This is a genomic window from Metabacillus sp. SLBN-84 (assembly GCF_053629595.1).
This window is the reverse complement of record NZ_JBRJIP010000001.1, coordinates 2,608,988-2,625,537: the sequence shown is the minus strand read 5'-3', so window position 1 is coordinate 2,625,537 and position 16,550 is coordinate 2,608,988. Positions and strand designations below refer to the sequence as shown.

Here is a 16,550-nt window from a genome sequence, read left to right as displayed (position 1 = left end):
CAATGGTAGTAGGAGATTTCCCTATTGAAACAGATACTCTTGTCATTGGTGCGGGACCTGGCGGCTATGTAGCTGCCATCCGCGCTGCACAGCTCGGACAAAAAGTAACAATCGTAGAAAAAGCAAACCTTGGCGGCGTTTGCCTTAACGTAGGATGTATTCCTTCAAAAGCTTTAATTGCTGCAGGTCACCGCTTTGAGAATGCCAAGCATTCTGAAGACATGGGAATTAAAGCCGAAAACGTAACAGTTGACTTTACAAAAGTACAGGAATTCAAAGCTGGCGTTGTAAAGAAACTTGTCGGCGGAGTTGAAGGACTTCTTAAAGGAAACAAAGTTGAGATTGTCCGCGGAGAAGCTTACTTTGTTGACAGCGAATCTATTAAAGTAATGGATGACAACTCATCTCAAACGTACAAATTCAAAAACGCAATCATTGCTACTGGATCCCGTCCAATTGAAATTCCAGGATTCAAATACTCTAAAAGAGTGCTTGATTCAACTGGTGCTCTAAGCTTGAACGAAATTCCAAAGAAAATTGTTGTCATCGGTGCAGGCTACATAGGCACTGAGCTTGGTACAGCTTATGCCAACTTTGGTTCTGAAGTTGTCTTCATTGAGGCAATGGATGAAATCCTTATGGGCTTTGAAAAGCAAATGAGCTCTCTTGTTAAGCGTAACCTTAAGAAAAAAGGCAACGTTGAAATTCATACAAAAGCAAAAGCAAAATCTGTTGAAGAAACGGAAAATGGCGTAAAAGTAACCTTTGAAGTTAAAGGCGAAGAGCAGACAGTTGAAGCAGATTACCTGCTTGTAACGGTTGGCCGCCGTGCGAACACAGATGAGCTTGGACTTGAGCAAGTAGGCGTTGAAATGTCAGACCGCGGCGTGATCAAAATTGATAAGCAGTGCCGTACAAGCGTTTCTAACATCTACGCAATCGGTGACATCGTTGAAGGTCCTCCGCTTGCTCATAAAGCTTCATACGAAGGTAAAATTGCTGCTGAAGCAATTGCCGGCGAGCATGCTGAAATCGACTACCTCGGAATTCCTGCAGTTGTATTCTCAGAGCCTGAACTGGCTACAGTTGGATACACAGAAACACAGGCTAAAGAAGAAGGAATCGAAGTTGTTGCAGCGAAGTTCCCATTTGCTGCTAACGGACGTGCTCTTTCTCTTAACGAAACAGACGGCTTCTTGAAACTTGTTACACGCAAAGAAGACGGACTTGTCATCGGAGCGCAAATTGCAGGTGCGGCTGCTTCTGATATGATTTCAGAACTTAGCCTTGCAATTGAAGCTGGCATGACTGCTGAAGATATCGCAATGACGATTCATGCGCATCCAACATTGGGAGAAATCACAATGGAAGCTGCTGAAGTTGCAATCGGAAGCCCAATCCACATTATTAAATAAGTACCAAACCCCCTGATGGCATGCATCAGGGGGTTTTTTTGCATAAAAAAATAGACGGTGTGAAAGCCGTCTATCGATCTCCGCTGCTGTCTGAAAGTGCTTTAACAACGGGATTAATAATTTCTTCCTTTGTTCCTACGTGGCCTTCAATCTGGAAGAGGACGCGATTATCGTCTACAACCACAAGGGAAGGAAATGTATCAATATCTACCGGATAGTCTTCATCACTGCTCGTTTCAACAAATTCCAAGTCTTCCACTTCGTCGGGAAAATCTTGTTTCAGATCAATCAGAGCATCAAAATAAACAGATTCCCGGTGTTCATCTTGTTCATCTGAAAAAAACAGCAGTTTTTTATCATCGTCTTCTGGACGCAGCGATTCAGAGGATATATTCAGACTGCAAGATGAAAGAAGAAAAACTGGCATGATGAAGGCGACAATGACCGACTTTGCCATATTGTCCACCCCTTTTAATGAAATGGTCGTAACGGTCCGAACTAAGTCCTACTTCGTACCTATTTTACAGTTTCCGTTAATCTAAATTAATGCTATTTTATCATGTTTTCCGAATATTCCCCTGAATGTTACCTATTTGTCACAAAAATGAAAAATAGAAAGACAGTTTGTCGCTAAAATTAACAATTAACTTTAAAACAAGGTGGATCGGTGAGAGGGAGACGGAAGAATGCATACCCTTCAAAACTGAAATTCGATATGGGAGGGTAAGAAAGAGGAAAATGCATACCCTCGAAAACTGAAAAACGATATCGGAGGGTAAGAAAGAGGAGAATGCGTACCCTCCGAAACTGAAAAACGATATAAGAGGATAAGAAAGAGAAGAATGCGTACCCTCGAAAACTGAAAAACGGTATCGGAGGGTAAGAAAGAGGAGAATGCGTACCCTCCGAAACTGAAAAACGATATGAGAGGGTAAGCAAGAGGAGAATGCGTCCCCTCGAAAACTGAAAAACGATATGGGAAGGTAAGCAAGAGGAGAATGCGTCCCCTCGAAAACTGAAAAACGATATGGGAGGGTAAGCAAGAGGAAAATGCGTACCTTCCGAAACTGAAATTCGATATGGGAGGGTAAGAAAGAACAAAGAAAAAGACACTTTTTTATAAAGTGTCTTTTTTAGTCTCAGTCCGATTCATGACAGGGAATTTTTCGCGTCTCAATGATTTCATCAATGATATGACCATCAAAATCATGATGACAGCAAACGGAAGTGCAGCAATTATCGATGCCCTCTGAAGAGCTTCAAGACCGCCAATCCATAATAGAACGGCAGCTGCAGCAGATTGGATGATGCCCCATACAAATTTGATTTTGCCAGATGGATTTAAGTCTCCGTCTGTTGTCTGCATGCCAAGCACGAAAGTTGCCGAATCGGCTGAAGTAATAAAGAAAGTGCTGATCAAAAGAATAGCAAGCAGAGACATAAACATGCCAAACGGGAATTGTTCAAGGACAGCAAACAGGGCGACTTCCATTCCCTTGTCATTGACAATATCCATAATGGGCTTTTTAATAAAGTGCTGCAGGTATAAAGCAGAACCTCCGAATACTGAGAACCACAATGCCCCGAAAATGGTTGGAACAGCAAGAACACCAATCAGGAATTCTCTGATCGTTCTTCCTCTGGAAATCCGCGCGATAAATGTCCCCACGAACGGAGCCCACGAAATCCACCATGCCCAGTAAAAGATTGTCCAATCCTGAACCCATGTGCTTTCCTCGTTAAATGGCGTAAGGCGGAAGCTCATGTAGGTTAAATTCTGCAAATATCCGCCAATGGTTGTCGTGAACAAATCCATGATGAAATTTGTCGGCCCTGCAAAAAGCAGAAAGAGCATGAGGGCAATAGCCAGAATAATATTTACATTACTGAGAATTTTAATTCCTTTATCAAGCCCTGTTTGAGCAGACAGCATGAAAAGAAAGGTTACAATCACAATAATAATCAGCTGGGTTGAAAACGAATTGCTGATTCCATCAAACAAGTAGGAGACACCTGCACCAATTTGAATGGCGCCGAGTCCAAGTGACGTTGCGACTCCAAAAATGGTGGCAAACACTGCAAGGAAGTCTATCAGTACACCAAGCTTTCCATCAGCACGGTCTCCAAAAAGCGGTCTGAGAATATTGCTGATGACTCCGTTTTGATTTTTCCTGAACGTAAAATATGCAAGTGATAAAGCGATAACCGAGTAAATGGCCCATGGATGAAGCCCCCAATGGAAAAAGGAGTAGCGCATTGCAGCACGGGCAGATTCATCCGTAAACCCTTCACCGGATGGAGGTGCGCTGTAATGATTCATCGGCTCAGATACTCCCCAGAACACAAGCCCGATTCCCATGCCGGCACTGAAAAGCATCGCAAACCAGCTGAGGTAAGAATACTTCGGTTCATCATCATCATTTCCAAGCTTGATATTTCCGTATTTTGTAAATATTAATCCGATGGCAAAAATGAGAAAAAAGGAAGCGGTCAGCATATAAAACCAGCCGAATTTTTCAATAATAAATCCGTGGATAAGTGTCGTTACGTTTGACAGATTGGCACTTCCGATTATGCTCTTTGGAATGGCTCCCCATACAATAAAAAGAACAGAAACGATGAGAGAAAGGACAAAAACAGGTGTCAGTTTTTTCATATTCAGACCTCCTTCAAAATAGGAAATAAGAAGTGTTGTTAATTAATTCCTCTTCCTATATAGTGAAGCAATCGGCGGCAAATTATTCTAAAAAGAATATACCGGGGAGGAAAGAACGTGAGAAAAGCACTCTGTATGACGGCAGCAGCTTTTTTGCTTGCAGGATGCACTGCATCAGGGACTGGCGGCAATAAAGAAGAAAATCCTCCTGCGGAAAAGAAAACGGTACATGAAGCAGGGAAGGAAAAACCAGAGCCTGCAGCGGATTTGGAATCAGATAAAAAGGCTGAACAGCCAGCCATATTGGATAAAACACCAAAATATAAACTTGATCCGGCAAATTGGTCAATTAAGCCTTTGAGTCCTGACGTCAGCCCGAAAGCGGTGCTTCTGACTGTCGATGATGCTCCAGATCAGTACAGTGTGGGGATGGCACAGACATTGAAAAAGATGGGAGTAAAGGCGATCTTCTTTGTAAATGGTCATTTTCTGGATACGGAAGAGGAAAAAGCAAGACTAAAAGAGATTTATCAGCTTGGTTTCCCTATAGGAAATCATACAATGACCCATTCCAATCTTAAGGACCTGACCCCTTCAGAACAGAAAAGCGAAATTGCCGGTCTGAATGATCTTGTTGAGCAAATAACGGGTGAACGTCCCCGTTTTTTCAGAGCTCCGTTTGGAAGCAACACAGATGAAAGCAGAAAAATTGCGGAAGAGGAAAAGATGGTGCTGATGAACTGGACGTACGGCTACGACTGGGAAAGTGATTACCAGACAAAAGAAGCACTGACAGAAATCATGATCAATACTCCATACTTGACTGATGGTGCAAACTTGCTGATGCATGACCGAAAGTGGACAAGCGAAGCATTAAGCTCCATTGTGACAGGACTTAAGCAAAAAGGGTATGAAATTGCTGACCCTGATGCAATTGAAACTCCACTTTAGAACAAAAAAAGCGATCTTTGATGATCGCTTTTTTCATCGTTTATAATAGTACATCTTCCTTCCATTGAATAAGGTCAGTTCCCCTTTTAGTTTTTTTGCCAGAAACTTTGAAAATTCATTTGCTTTATTTCTGTCGCCGTATTTCGAATCTGCCGGCAGGGTAATTTGCAGAAATGAAAAGGCCTCTTCATTTACGGGACCTGCTCCAATATACATTTTTGCATAGCCGCGCTCCTCAGAAGTAAGGGAGAGATACCCTTCCTTTTGAGTGCACTCGTATGGAAAAGCTGACTGGTCATAGTCAAACTGCAGCTGTTCGCCCGTTTTGCCTGTTATCTCTTTGTAATAAAGAAAGAGCTCCTCAACCTGTTCAAGGGATATTGTCTGCTGAGCAGAACCTTCAACTAAATGAATAAAAGCGTGTGAGGCCATTGCGTCAACTCCTAAGCACAATTTTATAACTGTCCGATTATTTAAAATATTACATATTATCCGCCTGCTTGCAAGTTCAAGGGGAAATGATTGTGCTCTCTTGAATTATGAAGTATAATTAATCTGAATAATCTGATAAAAAGAAGGGGGCCATCATGAACACATTGGAAAAGTTTTATGATGATACCGAACAGGCGAATGTCAGGTATGTTGGTTTTGCTTCCAGTGATTTGAGGTACGATATGGCCATCGTGTATTCAGGCATGTTTTTTGGCAAACCGCTCGTCATCTGTCTTCAGACCGGAAAATCAGTTCTCCTTGACTCATCAGATATCGAAGACCTCGAATTCCTCATGCGCACCTTTCGGATTGAAACACTGCAGCAGGCAGCAGAACTGTCAGATTTCTTCCGTGACGTCATCCCTTCCGCCCAATTAACCACTCAATATGAATAGTGAACTAAAAACTGGCGAACAGATCCGTTCGCCAGTTTTTTTATACCTTTTCAAAAAAAGAATACTTTTAGAGATAAAAAGATTAAATGTGTTATACAATTTAGGCTTGACGGATTAAATGTGTTATATTATTATAAACTTACAAAGTATTAAGCGCTTTCAAATAGTGCTAATCCATTCAAAAAGGGGTATGGAAATGGGAACAATCGTCTGTCAAACCTGCAACGGAACAATCGATCATTTTGAAGATGAAAAGGTCAGTGTTTTGTACGGAAAATGCACAAGCTGCGATTGCCAAGTACTAGAGAGAGAAATGACAGTTATTCAAGGGGTTTAAATAGAGGATTGAAAAGCATGCAGGGGGGCCTGCATGCTTTTTTTGCTGTCTAAAAAAGGGCGGTGCACAAGGCAGAGATAGAAACCTATAAAGCAGACGGAACAAATTATAGGTATGCAAAGCGTTAAAATGGTACCTCATAAATCAGACAGAACAAATTATAAGGATGCAAAGCTTCAAAATGATACCCCATAAATAAGTCGGAGCAAATTATAGGGAAGCAAAAAGCGAAATTGGTACCTCATAAATCAGACAGAATAAATCATAGGGATGCAAAGCTTCAAAATGATACTTCATAAATCAGACGGAGCAAATTATAGGGATGCAAAGCGTTAAAATGGTACCTCATAAATCAGACAGAACAAATTATAGGGAAGCAAAAAGCCAGAATGATAACCCATAAATCAGACAGAACAAATTATAGGGAAGCAAAAAGCGGAAATGGTACCCTATAAATAAGACAGAGCAAACCATAAGGCTGCCCAGCATCACACCGACCACTGTTATCCTCAGCACAATGGCTGAGCAATTCAGTCAGATAAATGATAAATCAAACCCCCGGGAACTGAATCCCGGGGGTTTTAGCATGCGCCATGCTTCGATTAGATTATTTAATTGCTCTATGCTCTTTGATTACGCGCAGGTAATGGAGTTCCGGATCTTCCGGCCCCTGGACGGGAAGACCGACTTCAAGATTTTTGCGCACATATGAGAGATTCTCTTCTGAAATGATTTCTCCTGGAATGAAAATTGGAATCCCCGGAGGATACACCATGATAAATTCTGCAATGATCCGGCCTGCAGATTCTGAGAATGGAACGATTTCTGTGTCAGCGTAGAAAGCGTCACGCGGCGTTAAAGCTAATACTGGAATATCCGGCAGCATAACCTCCGGCTTTGCTTTATCAGCTGATGCGTGTGCAAATTGCGCTGACAGCGCCTGCAGCGCTTCAACGAGGATTCCGGTTTCTCTTTCCGTGTCACCAGGTGTGATGATGCAGAGAATGTTGTATAAATCGGACATTTCTACTTCGATGTTATAGTTTTCGCGCAGCCATTTTTCTACATCGTAGCCGTTCAGTCCGAGTTCTTTAATGGAGATAATTAATTTCGTCGGATCGTAGTCATAAGCAGCCTTTGTGCCGATGATTTCTTCTCCGATGCATTCAATTTTATCAATCGCGTTGATTCTGTTTCTAGTCTCATTGGCAAGCTGTATCGCTTTTTCGGCAAGAGCGCGTCCTTCTGTGGCCAGCCTCTTTCTTGCGACGTCAAGTGATGCAAGAAGCAGATAGGAAGTGGACGTTGTTGTCAGCATGCTCAGGATTGTCTGGACTCTCTGAACCGAAACAAGTCCTTCCCGTACATTGAGGATCGAACTTTGGGTCATTGAGCCGCCGAGCTTATGAACACTTGTAGCAGCCATATCAGCGCCTGCCTGCATCGCTGAAAGAGGCAGGTCATCATGAAAATGAATGTGCACGCCGTGTGCTTCATCGACAAGGACCGGCACGTTATAGGAATGAGAAATTTCTACGATTTTTTTCAAATCAGCTGAAACGCCAAAGTACGTAGGGTTGATGACGAGCAGCCCTTTTGCATCAGGGTGCTGCTCAAGCGCATGTTCAACAGATTCGGTTGTTATGCCGTGTGAAATGCCGAGGTCTTTGTCAATCTCAGGGTGGATAAAGATCGGTGTTGCACCTGAGAAAACAACGGCGGACATAACAGATTTATGAACATTGCGCGGGACAAGAATTTTATCTCCAGGTCCGCAAACGGCCATTACCATGGTCATGATGGCTCCGCTCGTGCCCTGCACAGAGAAGAATGTATAATCAGCTCCGAATGCTTCTGCTGCGAGTTCCTGGGCTTTTTTTATCATGCCTTTAGGAGAGTGGAGATCATCCAGAGGGCCGATGTTGATCAAATCTATAGATAAAGCAGATTCCCCGATAAAAGATCTGAATTCAGGGTCAATGCCTGCTCCTTTTTTATGTCCAGGAATATGGAATTGTACAGGATCTTTCTTTGCGTGTTCTTTGAGCCCTGTAAATAACGGTGTTTCATATTGCGACAATTTGTATTCCCACCTTCTTTAGTGCATAATCTATTTTCATCACGTTCATTTACACATAAAACAAGTGAATTATATCACTTTCTACAAGGATTGGAAAGGAGTTTTTAGCGGGCAGATATACGAGGGACAGTGAATATTTAACAGAATTTTTAGAATAATAGTTGTCTTTTTTGGGAGAATCATATTATGATAGAAACAGAACTACATACCAACCGGTTAGTAAGGTGGATGAAAGGGTGATGAGAGTTGAATTTCTCGTATTCAGAAAAGGTAGTTGAGCTGCAGAAGCAGGTAATTTCTTTTATGGAAGAATTCGTCTATCCGAATGAAAAGAAATATGAAGAGCAATTAAATGAACAGGAAACGAGATGGTCTGCTATTCCTCCAATTATGGAGGAGCTGAAAGCCAAAGCAAAGGAACGGGGACTGTGGAACTTGTTCCTGCCTGAAAGCGAATATGGTGCCGGGCTGACAAATCTTGAATATGCTCCGCTCTGTGAGATTATGGGCCGTTCGCTGCTCGCTCCGGAAGTGTTCAACTGTGCCGCACCAGATACCGGAAACATGGAAGTGCTTGTGAGGTATGGATCGGATGAACAAAAAGAAAAATGGCTGAAACCGCTGCTTGCCGGCGAGATCCGTTCTTGCTTCTCCATGACAGAACCGGACGTTGCGTCAGCCGATGCGACAAATATTGAAGCGAGCATTATCCGCGATGGCAATGAGTATGTCATCAACGGGAGAAAATGGTGGTCCTCAGGTGCAGGCGATCCGCGCTGCAAGATTGCGATTTTTATGGGGAAATCCGATTTTCATGCTCCTAAATATGAACAGCAGTCTATGATTCTCGTGCCGCTCGATACTCCGGGAGTTACCATTGAAAGAGTCCTTCCTGTGTTCGGCTATGATCACGCTCCGCACGGCCACGCTGAAATTACGTTTAAAGATGTCCGCGTTCCTGCAGAAAATATGCTTCTTGGAGAAGGAAGAGGATTTGAGATTGCACAGGGACGTCTTGGCCCGGGCCGCATCCATCACTGCATGCGTTTAATAGGAGCTGCAGAACGTGCGCTTGAAGAATTATGTAAGCGTGTACAAGTGAGAGAAGCCTTTGGCAAACCGATTTCAAGCCAGGGGGTTGTCAGAGAATGGATCGCTGATTCCCGGATTGAGATTGAGCAGGCCAGGCTGCTGACGCTGAAAGCCGCCTATATGATGGATACGGTCGGAAACAAACAGGCGAAAACGGAAATTGCCATGATTAAAGTGATTGCTCCAAACATGGCATTGAAAGTCATTGACCGCGCCATCCAGGCATTCGGAGCAGCTGGGGTCAGCGAAGATACACCGCTTGCGGCTCAGTGGGCAGGTGCAAGAACGCTCAGAATCGCCGACGGTCCTGATGAGGTTCACCGTGCACAGCTGGCAAGACTTGAACTGAAAAAATACGATGTGAATCTGCAGACCGTATAAGGAGGAATATCATGCACATCAAGGAACTTTTTGATCTAAAAGACAAGGTCGCCATTATTACAGGCGGCGGCAGGGGTCTTGGTGCCCAGATGGCGGAAGGCTTCGCCCAGGCCGGCGCATCACTTTTGCTCTGCTCCAGAAAGGCTGCTGCATGCGAGGATACAGCCCAAAAGCTGAGCCGTGAATACGGAGTCAAGGCGATCGCACTCGGCTGTGACGTGACGAATCAGGATGATGTAAAAAATGTGGTGCAGACAGCAGTGGACACGTTCGGAAAAATTGACATTCTCGTCAATAACAGCGGTGCTACATGGGGAGCTCCGGTACAGGACATGCCGCTTGATGCGTGGAATAAAGTCATGAATGTGAATGTAACAGGCACCTTCCTGATGTCACAGGAAGCAGGAAGGCACATGATCCAGCAGAAAAGCGGAAAAATCATCAACATTGCTTCCGTTGCAGGCCTTGGAGGGACGGACCCCCGTTACATGGACACGATTGCCTATAACACCAGTAAAGGAGCCGTTATTACCTTTACAAAGGATTTAGCTGTGAAATGGGGGCAGTACAACATCAATGTCAACGCCATTGCCCCGGGATTTTTCCCGACAAAAATGTCTCAGGTCATTATTGAAAATGGAAAAGACCATTTCCTGAACATGACGCCGCTCAAGAGGTTTGGGACGGACCAGGATTTAAAAGGAGCTGCATTGTTCCTTGCAGCTAAAGCATCAGACTTTATGACTGGTGATGTTCTCGTCATTGATGGCGGAACACATGCCATGTAAGGAGGAAGAAGAATGAACAGAGATCCTGTCATTGTAGCGGCAGTCAGAACACCCATCGGACGGCAGGGAGGTGCGCTCTCCGCCATGGAACCGAATGAGTTCGGGGCAATCGTGATAAAAGAAGCCATGAACCGTGCAGGCGTTACGGCAGATATGATTGATGACGTTATTTTTGGAAACGTCCTGTCAGGCGGAGGCAATATTGCAAGACTCACTGCCTTGACAACCGGTCTTTCCATCAGCATTCCGGGACTGACAGTAGACCGGCAGTGCGGCTCTGGCATCAATGCAGTCTGTCTTGCTGCCCAGGCCATCAAAGCCGGTGACGGAGATGTCTACATTGCCGGAGGAACAGAAAGCATGTCCCTTGCGCCATATTTAATGGAAAAGCCGAAAAAAGCATTTAGTCCTGCGCCTCCGAGATTTAAGTCAGCCGTTCTTTCACCGAAGGAAATCGGTAATCCGCCAATGGGCATTACGGCTGAAAATCTGGCGGTTAAATACGAAATAAGCAGGGAAGAGCAGGATGAATATGCACTGAGAAGCCAGCAGCGGATGGCTGCAGCTGTCGAAGAAGGCAGATTTGACGAACAGATTGTGCCCGTCCCGGTCCCTCAGCGAAAAGGGGAGCCGCTTCTATTTGAAAAAGACGAGCACCCGCGTCCGAATACGACGATTCAGGGATTGGAAGCACTCCAGCCTGCATTTAAAGAAGGCGGAACCGTTACAGCAGGAAGCAGTTCAGGCTTAAATGACGCGGCATCTGCTGTTGTGGTCATGTCACGCGAAAAAGCGGCGGAGCTTGGACTAAAACCGTTGTGCACAGTCAGACAGTATGCAGTTGCAGGCGTAGACCCGAACATTATGGGAATAGGTCCGGTTCCGTCAGTAAAACTTGCACTTGAGAAATCAGGCTTGTCACTCAGCGATATGGATTTGATTGAACTGAACGAGGCGTTTGCCGCTCAAGTTCTGGCATGTGACCGTGAACTGCAGTTTGACCACAGCAAATTGAACGTAAACGGCGGGGCGATTGCCCACGGACATCCATTAGGTGCGACAGGCGCGATTCTTATGACGAAAGCCGTATATGAACTGCAGCGGTCAGGCGGCCGCTTTGCGTTGATTACGGCCTGCATCGGAGGGGGCCAGGGAATCGCCGCCATTATTGAAAGAGAGTCTGAGTGATGAGGCTTAAGGGGAAAACAGCTGTCATAACGGGGGGAGCGGGAGGAATCGGCAGAGCAACGGCTTTCCTCTTTGCTGAACATGGAGCAAATGTCGTGATTGGAGATGCCGATCAGGAGGCTGGGGAAAAAACAGCTGCAGCTGTGAGAGAAAAAGGCTTCTCCTGTCTTTTTGTCCATACAGATGCAGCAAATGCTGAAGATGTAGAAAGACTGATGGATGGGGCTGTTGGCGAATACGGGGGTCTTCATATCCTGTTTAACAACGCCGGTGTTTCAAATCAGAGTGTAAAGCTTCATGATATGGAAGAAATGGAATGGGACAGAGTCGTTGACATTAACTTGAAGGGTGTTTTCCTCGGCATGAAATATGCTGTTCCGCATATGAAACAGAGCGGAGGCGGATCGATTATCAATACGTCGAGCGTGCTTGGCATAAAAGGAAAAAAGCGAATGGCTCCTTATAATGCCTCGAAAGCCGGAGTCATCGCTCTCACTAAAAATGCCGCGCTTGATTATGGGAAAGACGGGATCCGGGTTAATGCCATTGCTCCGGGTGTGATTGATACAGCCATTGTGGATGAATGGCGGAATGATGAACGAAGATGGGGAATTTATACAACTTCCAATGCGCTCGGCAGAATCGGCCAGCCTGAAGAAATCGCTAAGGCTGTGCTGTTTTTGGCAAGCGATGATGCCTCATATGTAACAGCTGCTGCTCTGTTGGCAGATGGAGGAACGATTACCTTTTGAAAAAGTATATCTTTTTTAGCATAAGGAGGAATTCAATTGGATCAATGGCTAGCTAATTATCCGGATACTGTCAGTCACGAGATCGACATTCCCTATATTTCCATTCCGCAGATGCTTGAAGAAACCGTTGAGAATTACGGCGATAAAGAGGCGATTTCATTTTACGGAAAATCCATCTCCTACCGTCAGCTGTACGGGATGAGCATTGCCTTTGCATCGGCGCTTCAGAAAAAAGGCGTTCAAAAAGGGGACAGGGTGGCTATTATGCTGCCAAACTGTCCGCAGTATCCGGCAGCCTATTACGGAGCCCTAAAAGCAGGAGCCATTATCACCCAGGTGAATCCGATGCTCGTTGAACGGGAGCTTGATTATATTCTGAATGATTCCGGCGCGGAAACGATTGTCGTGTATGATGCGCTTTATCCGCGGGTAAAGGCAGTCCGTGCAGGCACGGCTTTAAAGCAGATTATTACCGTCAGTTTGCAGGAGGAAATGACACCTGAAGAGGGAGATTTTACGTTTTCGCAGTTTCTTTCTTTTTCAACAGGAGAGGTTCTTCCCGTGCAGATCGAACCTGAGCACGATATCGCAGTGCTTCAGTATACAGGAGGAACGACCGGGCGCTCAAAAGGGGCGATGCTTACACACAGAAATTTGATCGCCAATATTTATCAGTCTTTCGAATTTTTCAAGCATGAAGTTCAGACCGGCTCAGAACGCTGCCTGACAGTGATCCCGCTCTTTCACGTCTTCGGAATGACCTCATGCATGAATTTGACCGTCCTGAGAGGAAATTCTATGATTCTGCTTCCGCGCTTTGATCTTGAGGAAGTGATGCAGACCATCAAACGTGAACAGCCGACCATTTTTCCGGGTGTACCGACGATGTATGTGGCCATTACCAACCATCCTAAAGCTGAGGAGTACGGGATCAGCAGCATCCGCATCTGCAATAGCGGCAGTGCACCGATGCCTGTGGAGCTGCTGAATGAATTCGAGCGCAAAACGGGTGCTATAATCCTTGAGGGCTACGGATTATCAGAGGCTGCTCCGACAACTCACTGCAACCCGCCGTTTGCCAAGCGGAAGCCTGGGAGCGTCGGAATCGGAGTGCCGGGCACGGCTTATAAAATTGTTGATGTGGCAACAGGCAAAGAAGAAGTTCCTGCCGGGGAACTTGGAGAAGTCATCCTTAAAGGCCCCCAGGTGATGAAGGGCTACTGGAACATGCCGGAGGAGACGGCCAATACGCTGAGAGACGGCTGGCTGTTTACAGGCGATATCGCAAAGGTTGATGAAGAGGGATACCTTTACATCGTTGACCGGAAAAAAGACCTTATTATCGCAAGCGGCTACAATGTTTACCCGAGAGACATAGAAGAAGTTCTCTATGAACATGAAGCGGTGCAGGAGGCAGTCGTTATCGGGGTGCCTGATCCGTACAGGGGAGAGACTGTCAAAGCTTTTGTTGTCTTAAAAGCAGGGAAGCATGCGTCAGATGAAGAGATAATTGCTTTTTGCAGGTCCAATCTTGCGGCATACAAAGTGCCGGCGATAATTGAATTCAGAAACGAACTTCCAAAAACAAGCGTGGGCAAAATCCTCCGCAGGGCATTGCGGGAAGAAACCCTTCAAAGATAACAGGAAACTATGAATCTCTTAAAGTGCTTATGGTATACTTTTTTTAATCTAAGCTAGAGAGGATTAGCCAATATGAAGGAAAAAATCATCCAGGAAAGCATTCAGCTGTTTGGAGAAAAAGGCTTTAAGGAAACGTCCATTCAGGACATCGTCGATGCACTCAGTGTCACTAAAGGCACATTCTATTACTATTACAAAAGCAAAACTGAGCTGCTTATGGCCATCCATTTAAAATACATCGATGAGCTTCTGAGAAAACAGGAGGAAATCATCCATGACAGTTCAAAGCCATATAAGCAAAAACTGCATGAAATTGTTTATATGCTGATTCACGATATTGAAAAAGAAGGCTTAAGCGCAAAAGTGTTTTTCAGGGAAATGAGAAATTTGACGGAAGAGGATATGGCTGAGGTCATTAAAAAACGCGACCAGTTCAGACTGAACATTCAGCAGCTGCTTGAAGCAGGAATCGGAGAAGGGGAATTCCGGTCTGACTTGCCGATGGACATTGTCACCTTCGGGATTCTCGGCATGACAAACTGGAGCTACTTCTGGTTTGATCCAAACGGAAGGGTGTCTGATGCTGAAGTATCGGATATTTTTCTGAAGATGGTGCTTGAAGGACTGACAGGGTAAAGGGGGTTCCGGGTTCGTCCCGGAGCTCTCCACGACCCCATTATACCGACTGGTCAGTAGTTAAAAGGAGAGATGATGATGAAAAAGGAAGATATTCAGCAGATTTCAGTTATTGGAGCGGGTCAGATGGGCCATCAGATTGCCATGCTGTGCGCCCTTGGCGGTTATGAAACGGTGATTCAGGACGTGCAGGAAAGCGCTTTAGAAAAAGCGGAAGCATCTCTCCGCAACTTGATGGACAAATGGGTATCAAAATCGAAACTGACGGAGGAGCAAAAAGAAGCGGCATTTGGAAGGCTCACCTTTACAACGTCACTTGAACAGGCTGCTGCCCATGCTGATTTTATCATTGAAGCAGTCGTTGAAAAGCTGGATGTTAAAAGAGAATTGTTTGCAAAGCTTGATCAAATGGCAAAGCCTCATGCCATTTTTGCATCCAACAGCTCAACCATTGTCAATTCACTGATCGCATCCGCAACAAATCGTGCAGACAAAGTTGTCAACATGCATTTCTTTTTTCCGCCGCTTGTCATGGACTGTGTGGAAGTTGTCATGAGTGAGGACACGTCAAAAGAAACGGCCGATTTGACGATGGATGTCTGTAAAACGATCAACCGCACAGCCGTCCTTCTGAATAAGGAGATTTCCGGCTTTATCGCCAACCGGATTTTAGGTGCCCTGCAAAGAGAAGCCGTCTACCTGTATGAAGAAGGGTATGCAAGTTTTCAGGATATCGACACCATTTGCCGAAAAGCACTGAATCATCCGATCGGGCCGTTTGAGCTAATGGATCTTTCCGGGATTGATGTCGGTTACTATGTCATGCAGCAGAGATATGCGGAGTCTGGAGACCCTGCTGATAAGCCGTTTGCCTGCATTGAGCAGAAGGTGCGTCAAGGTGATCTTGGACGAAAAACGGGCAAGGGATGGTACACCTATCAAAAAGAAGAGGTGAAAAAATGAGCGTTGTGTCTTATGAAAAACATGGAGCAGCTGCCGTTGTCACAATCAGCAATCCACCTTTAAATGTCATGAACCAGCAGGTCACAAGAGAGTTGAAAGAAGCATTTGCAAGTCTCAGAGAAGACAATGAGACACTTGCGGTCATTCTGACAGGAGCGGGTGACAGGGCGTTTATGGCTGGAGCTGATATTAAGGAATTTCCGAACCTCATCGGAAAAAAAGGCATCAAAGCCAATTTCCTTGAAGGGCATGCATTTTTAAATGAAATTGAACAGTTCCCTAAACCGGTGATCGCGGTTTTAAAACGGAATGACCTTCGGCGGAGGGTGTGAACTCGCTTTAACATGCGATCTCCGAATAGCTGAGGAGCATGCCCAGGTTGGACTTCCGGAAATTAAGCTCGGATTATTTCCAGGTGGAGGCGGCACTCAAAGGCTTCCGAGAGCGGTTGGTGCAGCTAAAGCAAAAGAGCTGATGTTCACAGGAGATCCGATTGATGCAGCTGAAGCGAAAAGAATTGGGCTTGTCTCGTATGTTGTACCTAAGGGAGAAGGACTTCAAAAAGCCCTTGAACTTGCCGGCCGCGTGACCCGACACTCGCTTCCCGCCCTGTCAAAAATTAAAAAAGCGGTGGATGAGGGCATGAGCAGCACGCTTGAAGAAGGTCTTGATCTTGAAGCGGGCCTGTTTGAAGAAGTATTTCAGACAGAAGATATTAAAGAGGGCGTACAGGCGTTTATTGAAAAAAGAAAGCCTGCTTTCAGCCATAAGTAAGGGGATGAT

At 45.1% G+C, this 16,550-nt stretch carries 15 protein-coding genes and 1 pseudogene; 12 read left to right on the top strand and 4 right to left on the bottom strand.

The window, feature by feature from the left end:
• Nucleotides 1-2 precede the first annotated feature (2 nt).
• Nucleotides 3-1,415: a dihydrolipoyl dehydrogenase gene (gene lpdA / locus RKD52_RS13410; RefSeq protein ID WP_369732898.1), complete on the top strand. Its 1,413-nt coding sequence runs from the start codon at nt 3-5 to the stop codon at nt 1,413-1,415.
• A gap of 70 nt (nt 1,416-1,485) precedes the next feature.
• Here lpdA and RKD52_RS13405 read toward each other — a convergent pair whose 3' ends face one another.
• Complete coding sequence (locus tag RKD52_RS13405; RefSeq protein WP_454100087.1) at nt 1,486-1,872, bottom strand: hypothetical protein; 387 nt, start codon at nt 1,870-1,872, stop codon at nt 1,486-1,488.
• 660 nt (nt 1,873-2,532) lie between these two features.
• Nucleotides 2,533-4,071, bottom strand: a complete 1,539-nt coding sequence (locus RKD52_RS13400; RefSeq protein ID WP_454100086.1) for a glycine betaine uptake BCCT transporter — start codon at nt 4,069-4,071, stop codon at nt 2,533-2,535.
• Nucleotides 4,072-4,188: 117 nt separating this feature from the next.
• Here RKD52_RS13400 and RKD52_RS13395 point away from each other — a divergent pair, with 117 nt between their 5' ends.
• Nucleotides 4,189-5,022 carry a polysaccharide deacetylase family protein gene (locus RKD52_RS13395; RefSeq protein WP_454100085.1) on the top strand — a complete coding sequence of 278 codons (834 nt, stop codon included), beginning with the start codon at nt 4,189-4,191 and terminating at the stop codon, nt 5,020-5,022.
• A 33-nt stretch (nt 5,023-5,055) separates the two neighbouring features.
• On the opposite strand, the gene RKD52_RS13390 is transcribed toward RKD52_RS13395, so the two are convergent.
• Entirely contained in the window at nt 5,056-5,454 is a 399-nt protein-coding gene (locus RKD52_RS13390) for a DUF1885 family protein (protein WP_454100084.1), read from the bottom strand.
• A gap of 155 nt (nt 5,455-5,609) precedes the next feature.
• Here RKD52_RS13390 and RKD52_RS13385 point away from each other — a divergent pair, with 155 nt between their 5' ends.
• Together RKD52_RS13385 and RKD52_RS13380 are read left to right on the top strand one after the other, a co-directional pair.
• Nucleotides 5,610-5,909 (top strand): DUF3055 domain-containing protein, encoded by a 300-nt coding sequence (locus tag RKD52_RS13385; RefSeq protein WP_369732903.1) that lies wholly within the window; start codon nt 5,610-5,612, stop codon nt 5,907-5,909.
• A 196-nt stretch (nt 5,910-6,105) separates the two neighbouring features.
• Complete coding sequence (locus RKD52_RS13380; protein WP_081414065.1) at nt 6,106-6,246, top strand: GapA-binding peptide SR1P; 141 nt, start codon at nt 6,106-6,108, stop codon at nt 6,244-6,246.
• 607 nt (nt 6,247-6,853) lie between these two features.
• Here RKD52_RS13380 and RKD52_RS13375 read toward each other — a convergent pair.
• The gene (locus RKD52_RS13375) at nt 6,854-8,326 is read right to left on the bottom strand and encodes an aminotransferase class I/II-fold pyridoxal phosphate-dependent enzyme (RefSeq protein ID WP_454100083.1); all 1,473 of its coding nucleotides are present in this window, start codon (nt 8,324-8,326) and stop codon (nt 6,854-6,856) included.
• A gap of 246 nt (nt 8,327-8,572) precedes the next feature.
• Here RKD52_RS13375 and RKD52_RS13370 point away from each other — a divergent pair, with 246 nt between their 5' ends.
• The 8 genes and pseudogenes from RKD52_RS13370 (at nt 8,573) to RKD52_RS13335 (ending at nt 16,541) form a co-directional block, all read left to right on the top strand.
• Nucleotides 8,573-9,799, top strand: coding sequence for an acyl-CoA dehydrogenase (locus RKD52_RS13370; protein ID WP_454100082.1), 1,227 nt, complete (start codon nt 8,573-8,575; stop codon nt 9,797-9,799).
• A gap of 11 nt (nt 9,800-9,810) precedes the next feature.
• Entirely contained in the window at nt 9,811-10,587 is a 777-nt protein-coding gene (locus RKD52_RS13365) for an SDR family oxidoreductase (protein WP_454100081.1), read from the top strand.
• A gap of 12 nt (nt 10,588-10,599) precedes the next feature.
• The gene (locus RKD52_RS13360) at nt 10,600-11,775 is read left to right on the top strand and encodes a thiolase family protein (protein WP_454100080.1); all 1,176 of its coding nucleotides are present in this window, start codon (nt 10,600-10,602) and stop codon (nt 11,773-11,775) included.
• Nucleotides 11,775-12,527 carry an SDR family NAD(P)-dependent oxidoreductase gene (locus RKD52_RS13355; RefSeq protein ID WP_454101222.1) on the top strand — a complete coding sequence of 251 codons (753 nt, stop codon included), beginning with the start codon at nt 11,775-11,777 and terminating at the stop codon, nt 12,525-12,527. The genes RKD52_RS13360 and RKD52_RS13355 overlap by 1 nt, the downstream gene beginning before the upstream one ends.
• Nucleotides 12,528-12,557: 30 nt before the next feature.
• On the top strand, nt 12,558-14,168 hold the full coding sequence (locus tag RKD52_RS13350; protein WP_454101221.1) for a long-chain-fatty-acid--CoA ligase: 1,611 nt from the start codon (nt 12,558-12,560) through the stop codon (nt 14,166-14,168).
• A gap of 72 nt (nt 14,169-14,240) precedes the next feature.
• Complete coding sequence (locus RKD52_RS13345) at nt 14,241-14,804, top strand: TetR/AcrR family transcriptional regulator (protein ID WP_369732908.1); 564 nt, start codon at nt 14,241-14,243, stop codon at nt 14,802-14,804.
• A 78-nt stretch (nt 14,805-14,882) separates the two neighbouring features.
• Nucleotides 14,883-15,767 carry a 3-hydroxyacyl-CoA dehydrogenase family protein gene (locus RKD52_RS13340; RefSeq protein ID WP_454100079.1) on the top strand — a complete coding sequence of 295 codons (885 nt, stop codon included), beginning with the start codon at nt 14,883-14,885 and terminating at the stop codon, nt 15,765-15,767.
• Nucleotides 15,764-16,541: pseudogene (locus tag RKD52_RS13335) on the top strand (enoyl-CoA hydratase). The gene RKD52_RS13340 and the pseudogene RKD52_RS13335 overlap by 4 nt, the downstream one beginning before the upstream one ends.
• Nucleotides 16,542-16,550: the final 9 nt, after the last annotated feature.

Bases quoted from the DNA above. Each gene is read 5' to 3' on its own strand.
- RKD52_RS13360 (WP_454100080.1), top strand. From the start codon at position 10,600: ATGAACAGAGATCCTGTCATTGTAGCGGCAGTCAGAACACCCATCGGA.
- RKD52_RS13340 (WP_454100079.1), top strand. From the start codon at position 14,883: ATGAAAAAGGAAGATATTCAGCAGATTTCAGTTATTGGAGCGGGTCAG.
- RKD52_RS13405 (WP_454100087.1), bottom strand. From the start codon at position 1,872: ATGGCAAAGTCGGTCATTGTCGCCTTCATCATGCCAGTTTTTCTTCTT.
- RKD52_RS13385 (WP_369732903.1), top strand. From the start codon at position 5,610: ATGAACACATTGGAAAAGTTTTATGATGATACCGAACAGGCGAATGTC.
- RKD52_RS13390 (WP_454100084.1), bottom strand. From the start codon at position 5,454: ATGGCCTCACACGCTTTTATTCATTTAGTTGAAGGTTCTGCTCAGCAG.
- RKD52_RS13355 (WP_454101222.1), top strand. From the start codon at position 11,775: ATGAGGCTTAAGGGGAAAACAGCTGTCATAACGGGGGGAGCGGGAGGA.
- RKD52_RS13365 (WP_454100081.1), top strand. From the start codon at position 9,811: ATGCACATCAAGGAACTTTTTGATCTAAAAGACAAGGTCGCCATTATT.
- lpdA (WP_369732898.1), top strand. From the start codon at position 3: ATGGTAGTAGGAGATTTCCCTATTGAAACAGATACTCTTGTCATTGGT.
- RKD52_RS13400 (WP_454100086.1), bottom strand. From the start codon at position 4,071: ATGAAAAAACTGACACCTGTTTTTGTCCTTTCTCTCATCGTTTCTGTT.
- RKD52_RS13345 (WP_369732908.1), top strand. From the start codon at position 14,241: ATGAAGGAAAAAATCATCCAGGAAAGCATTCAGCTGTTTGGAGAAAAA.
- RKD52_RS13380 (WP_081414065.1), top strand. From the start codon at position 6,106: ATGGGAACAATCGTCTGTCAAACCTGCAACGGAACAATCGATCATTTT.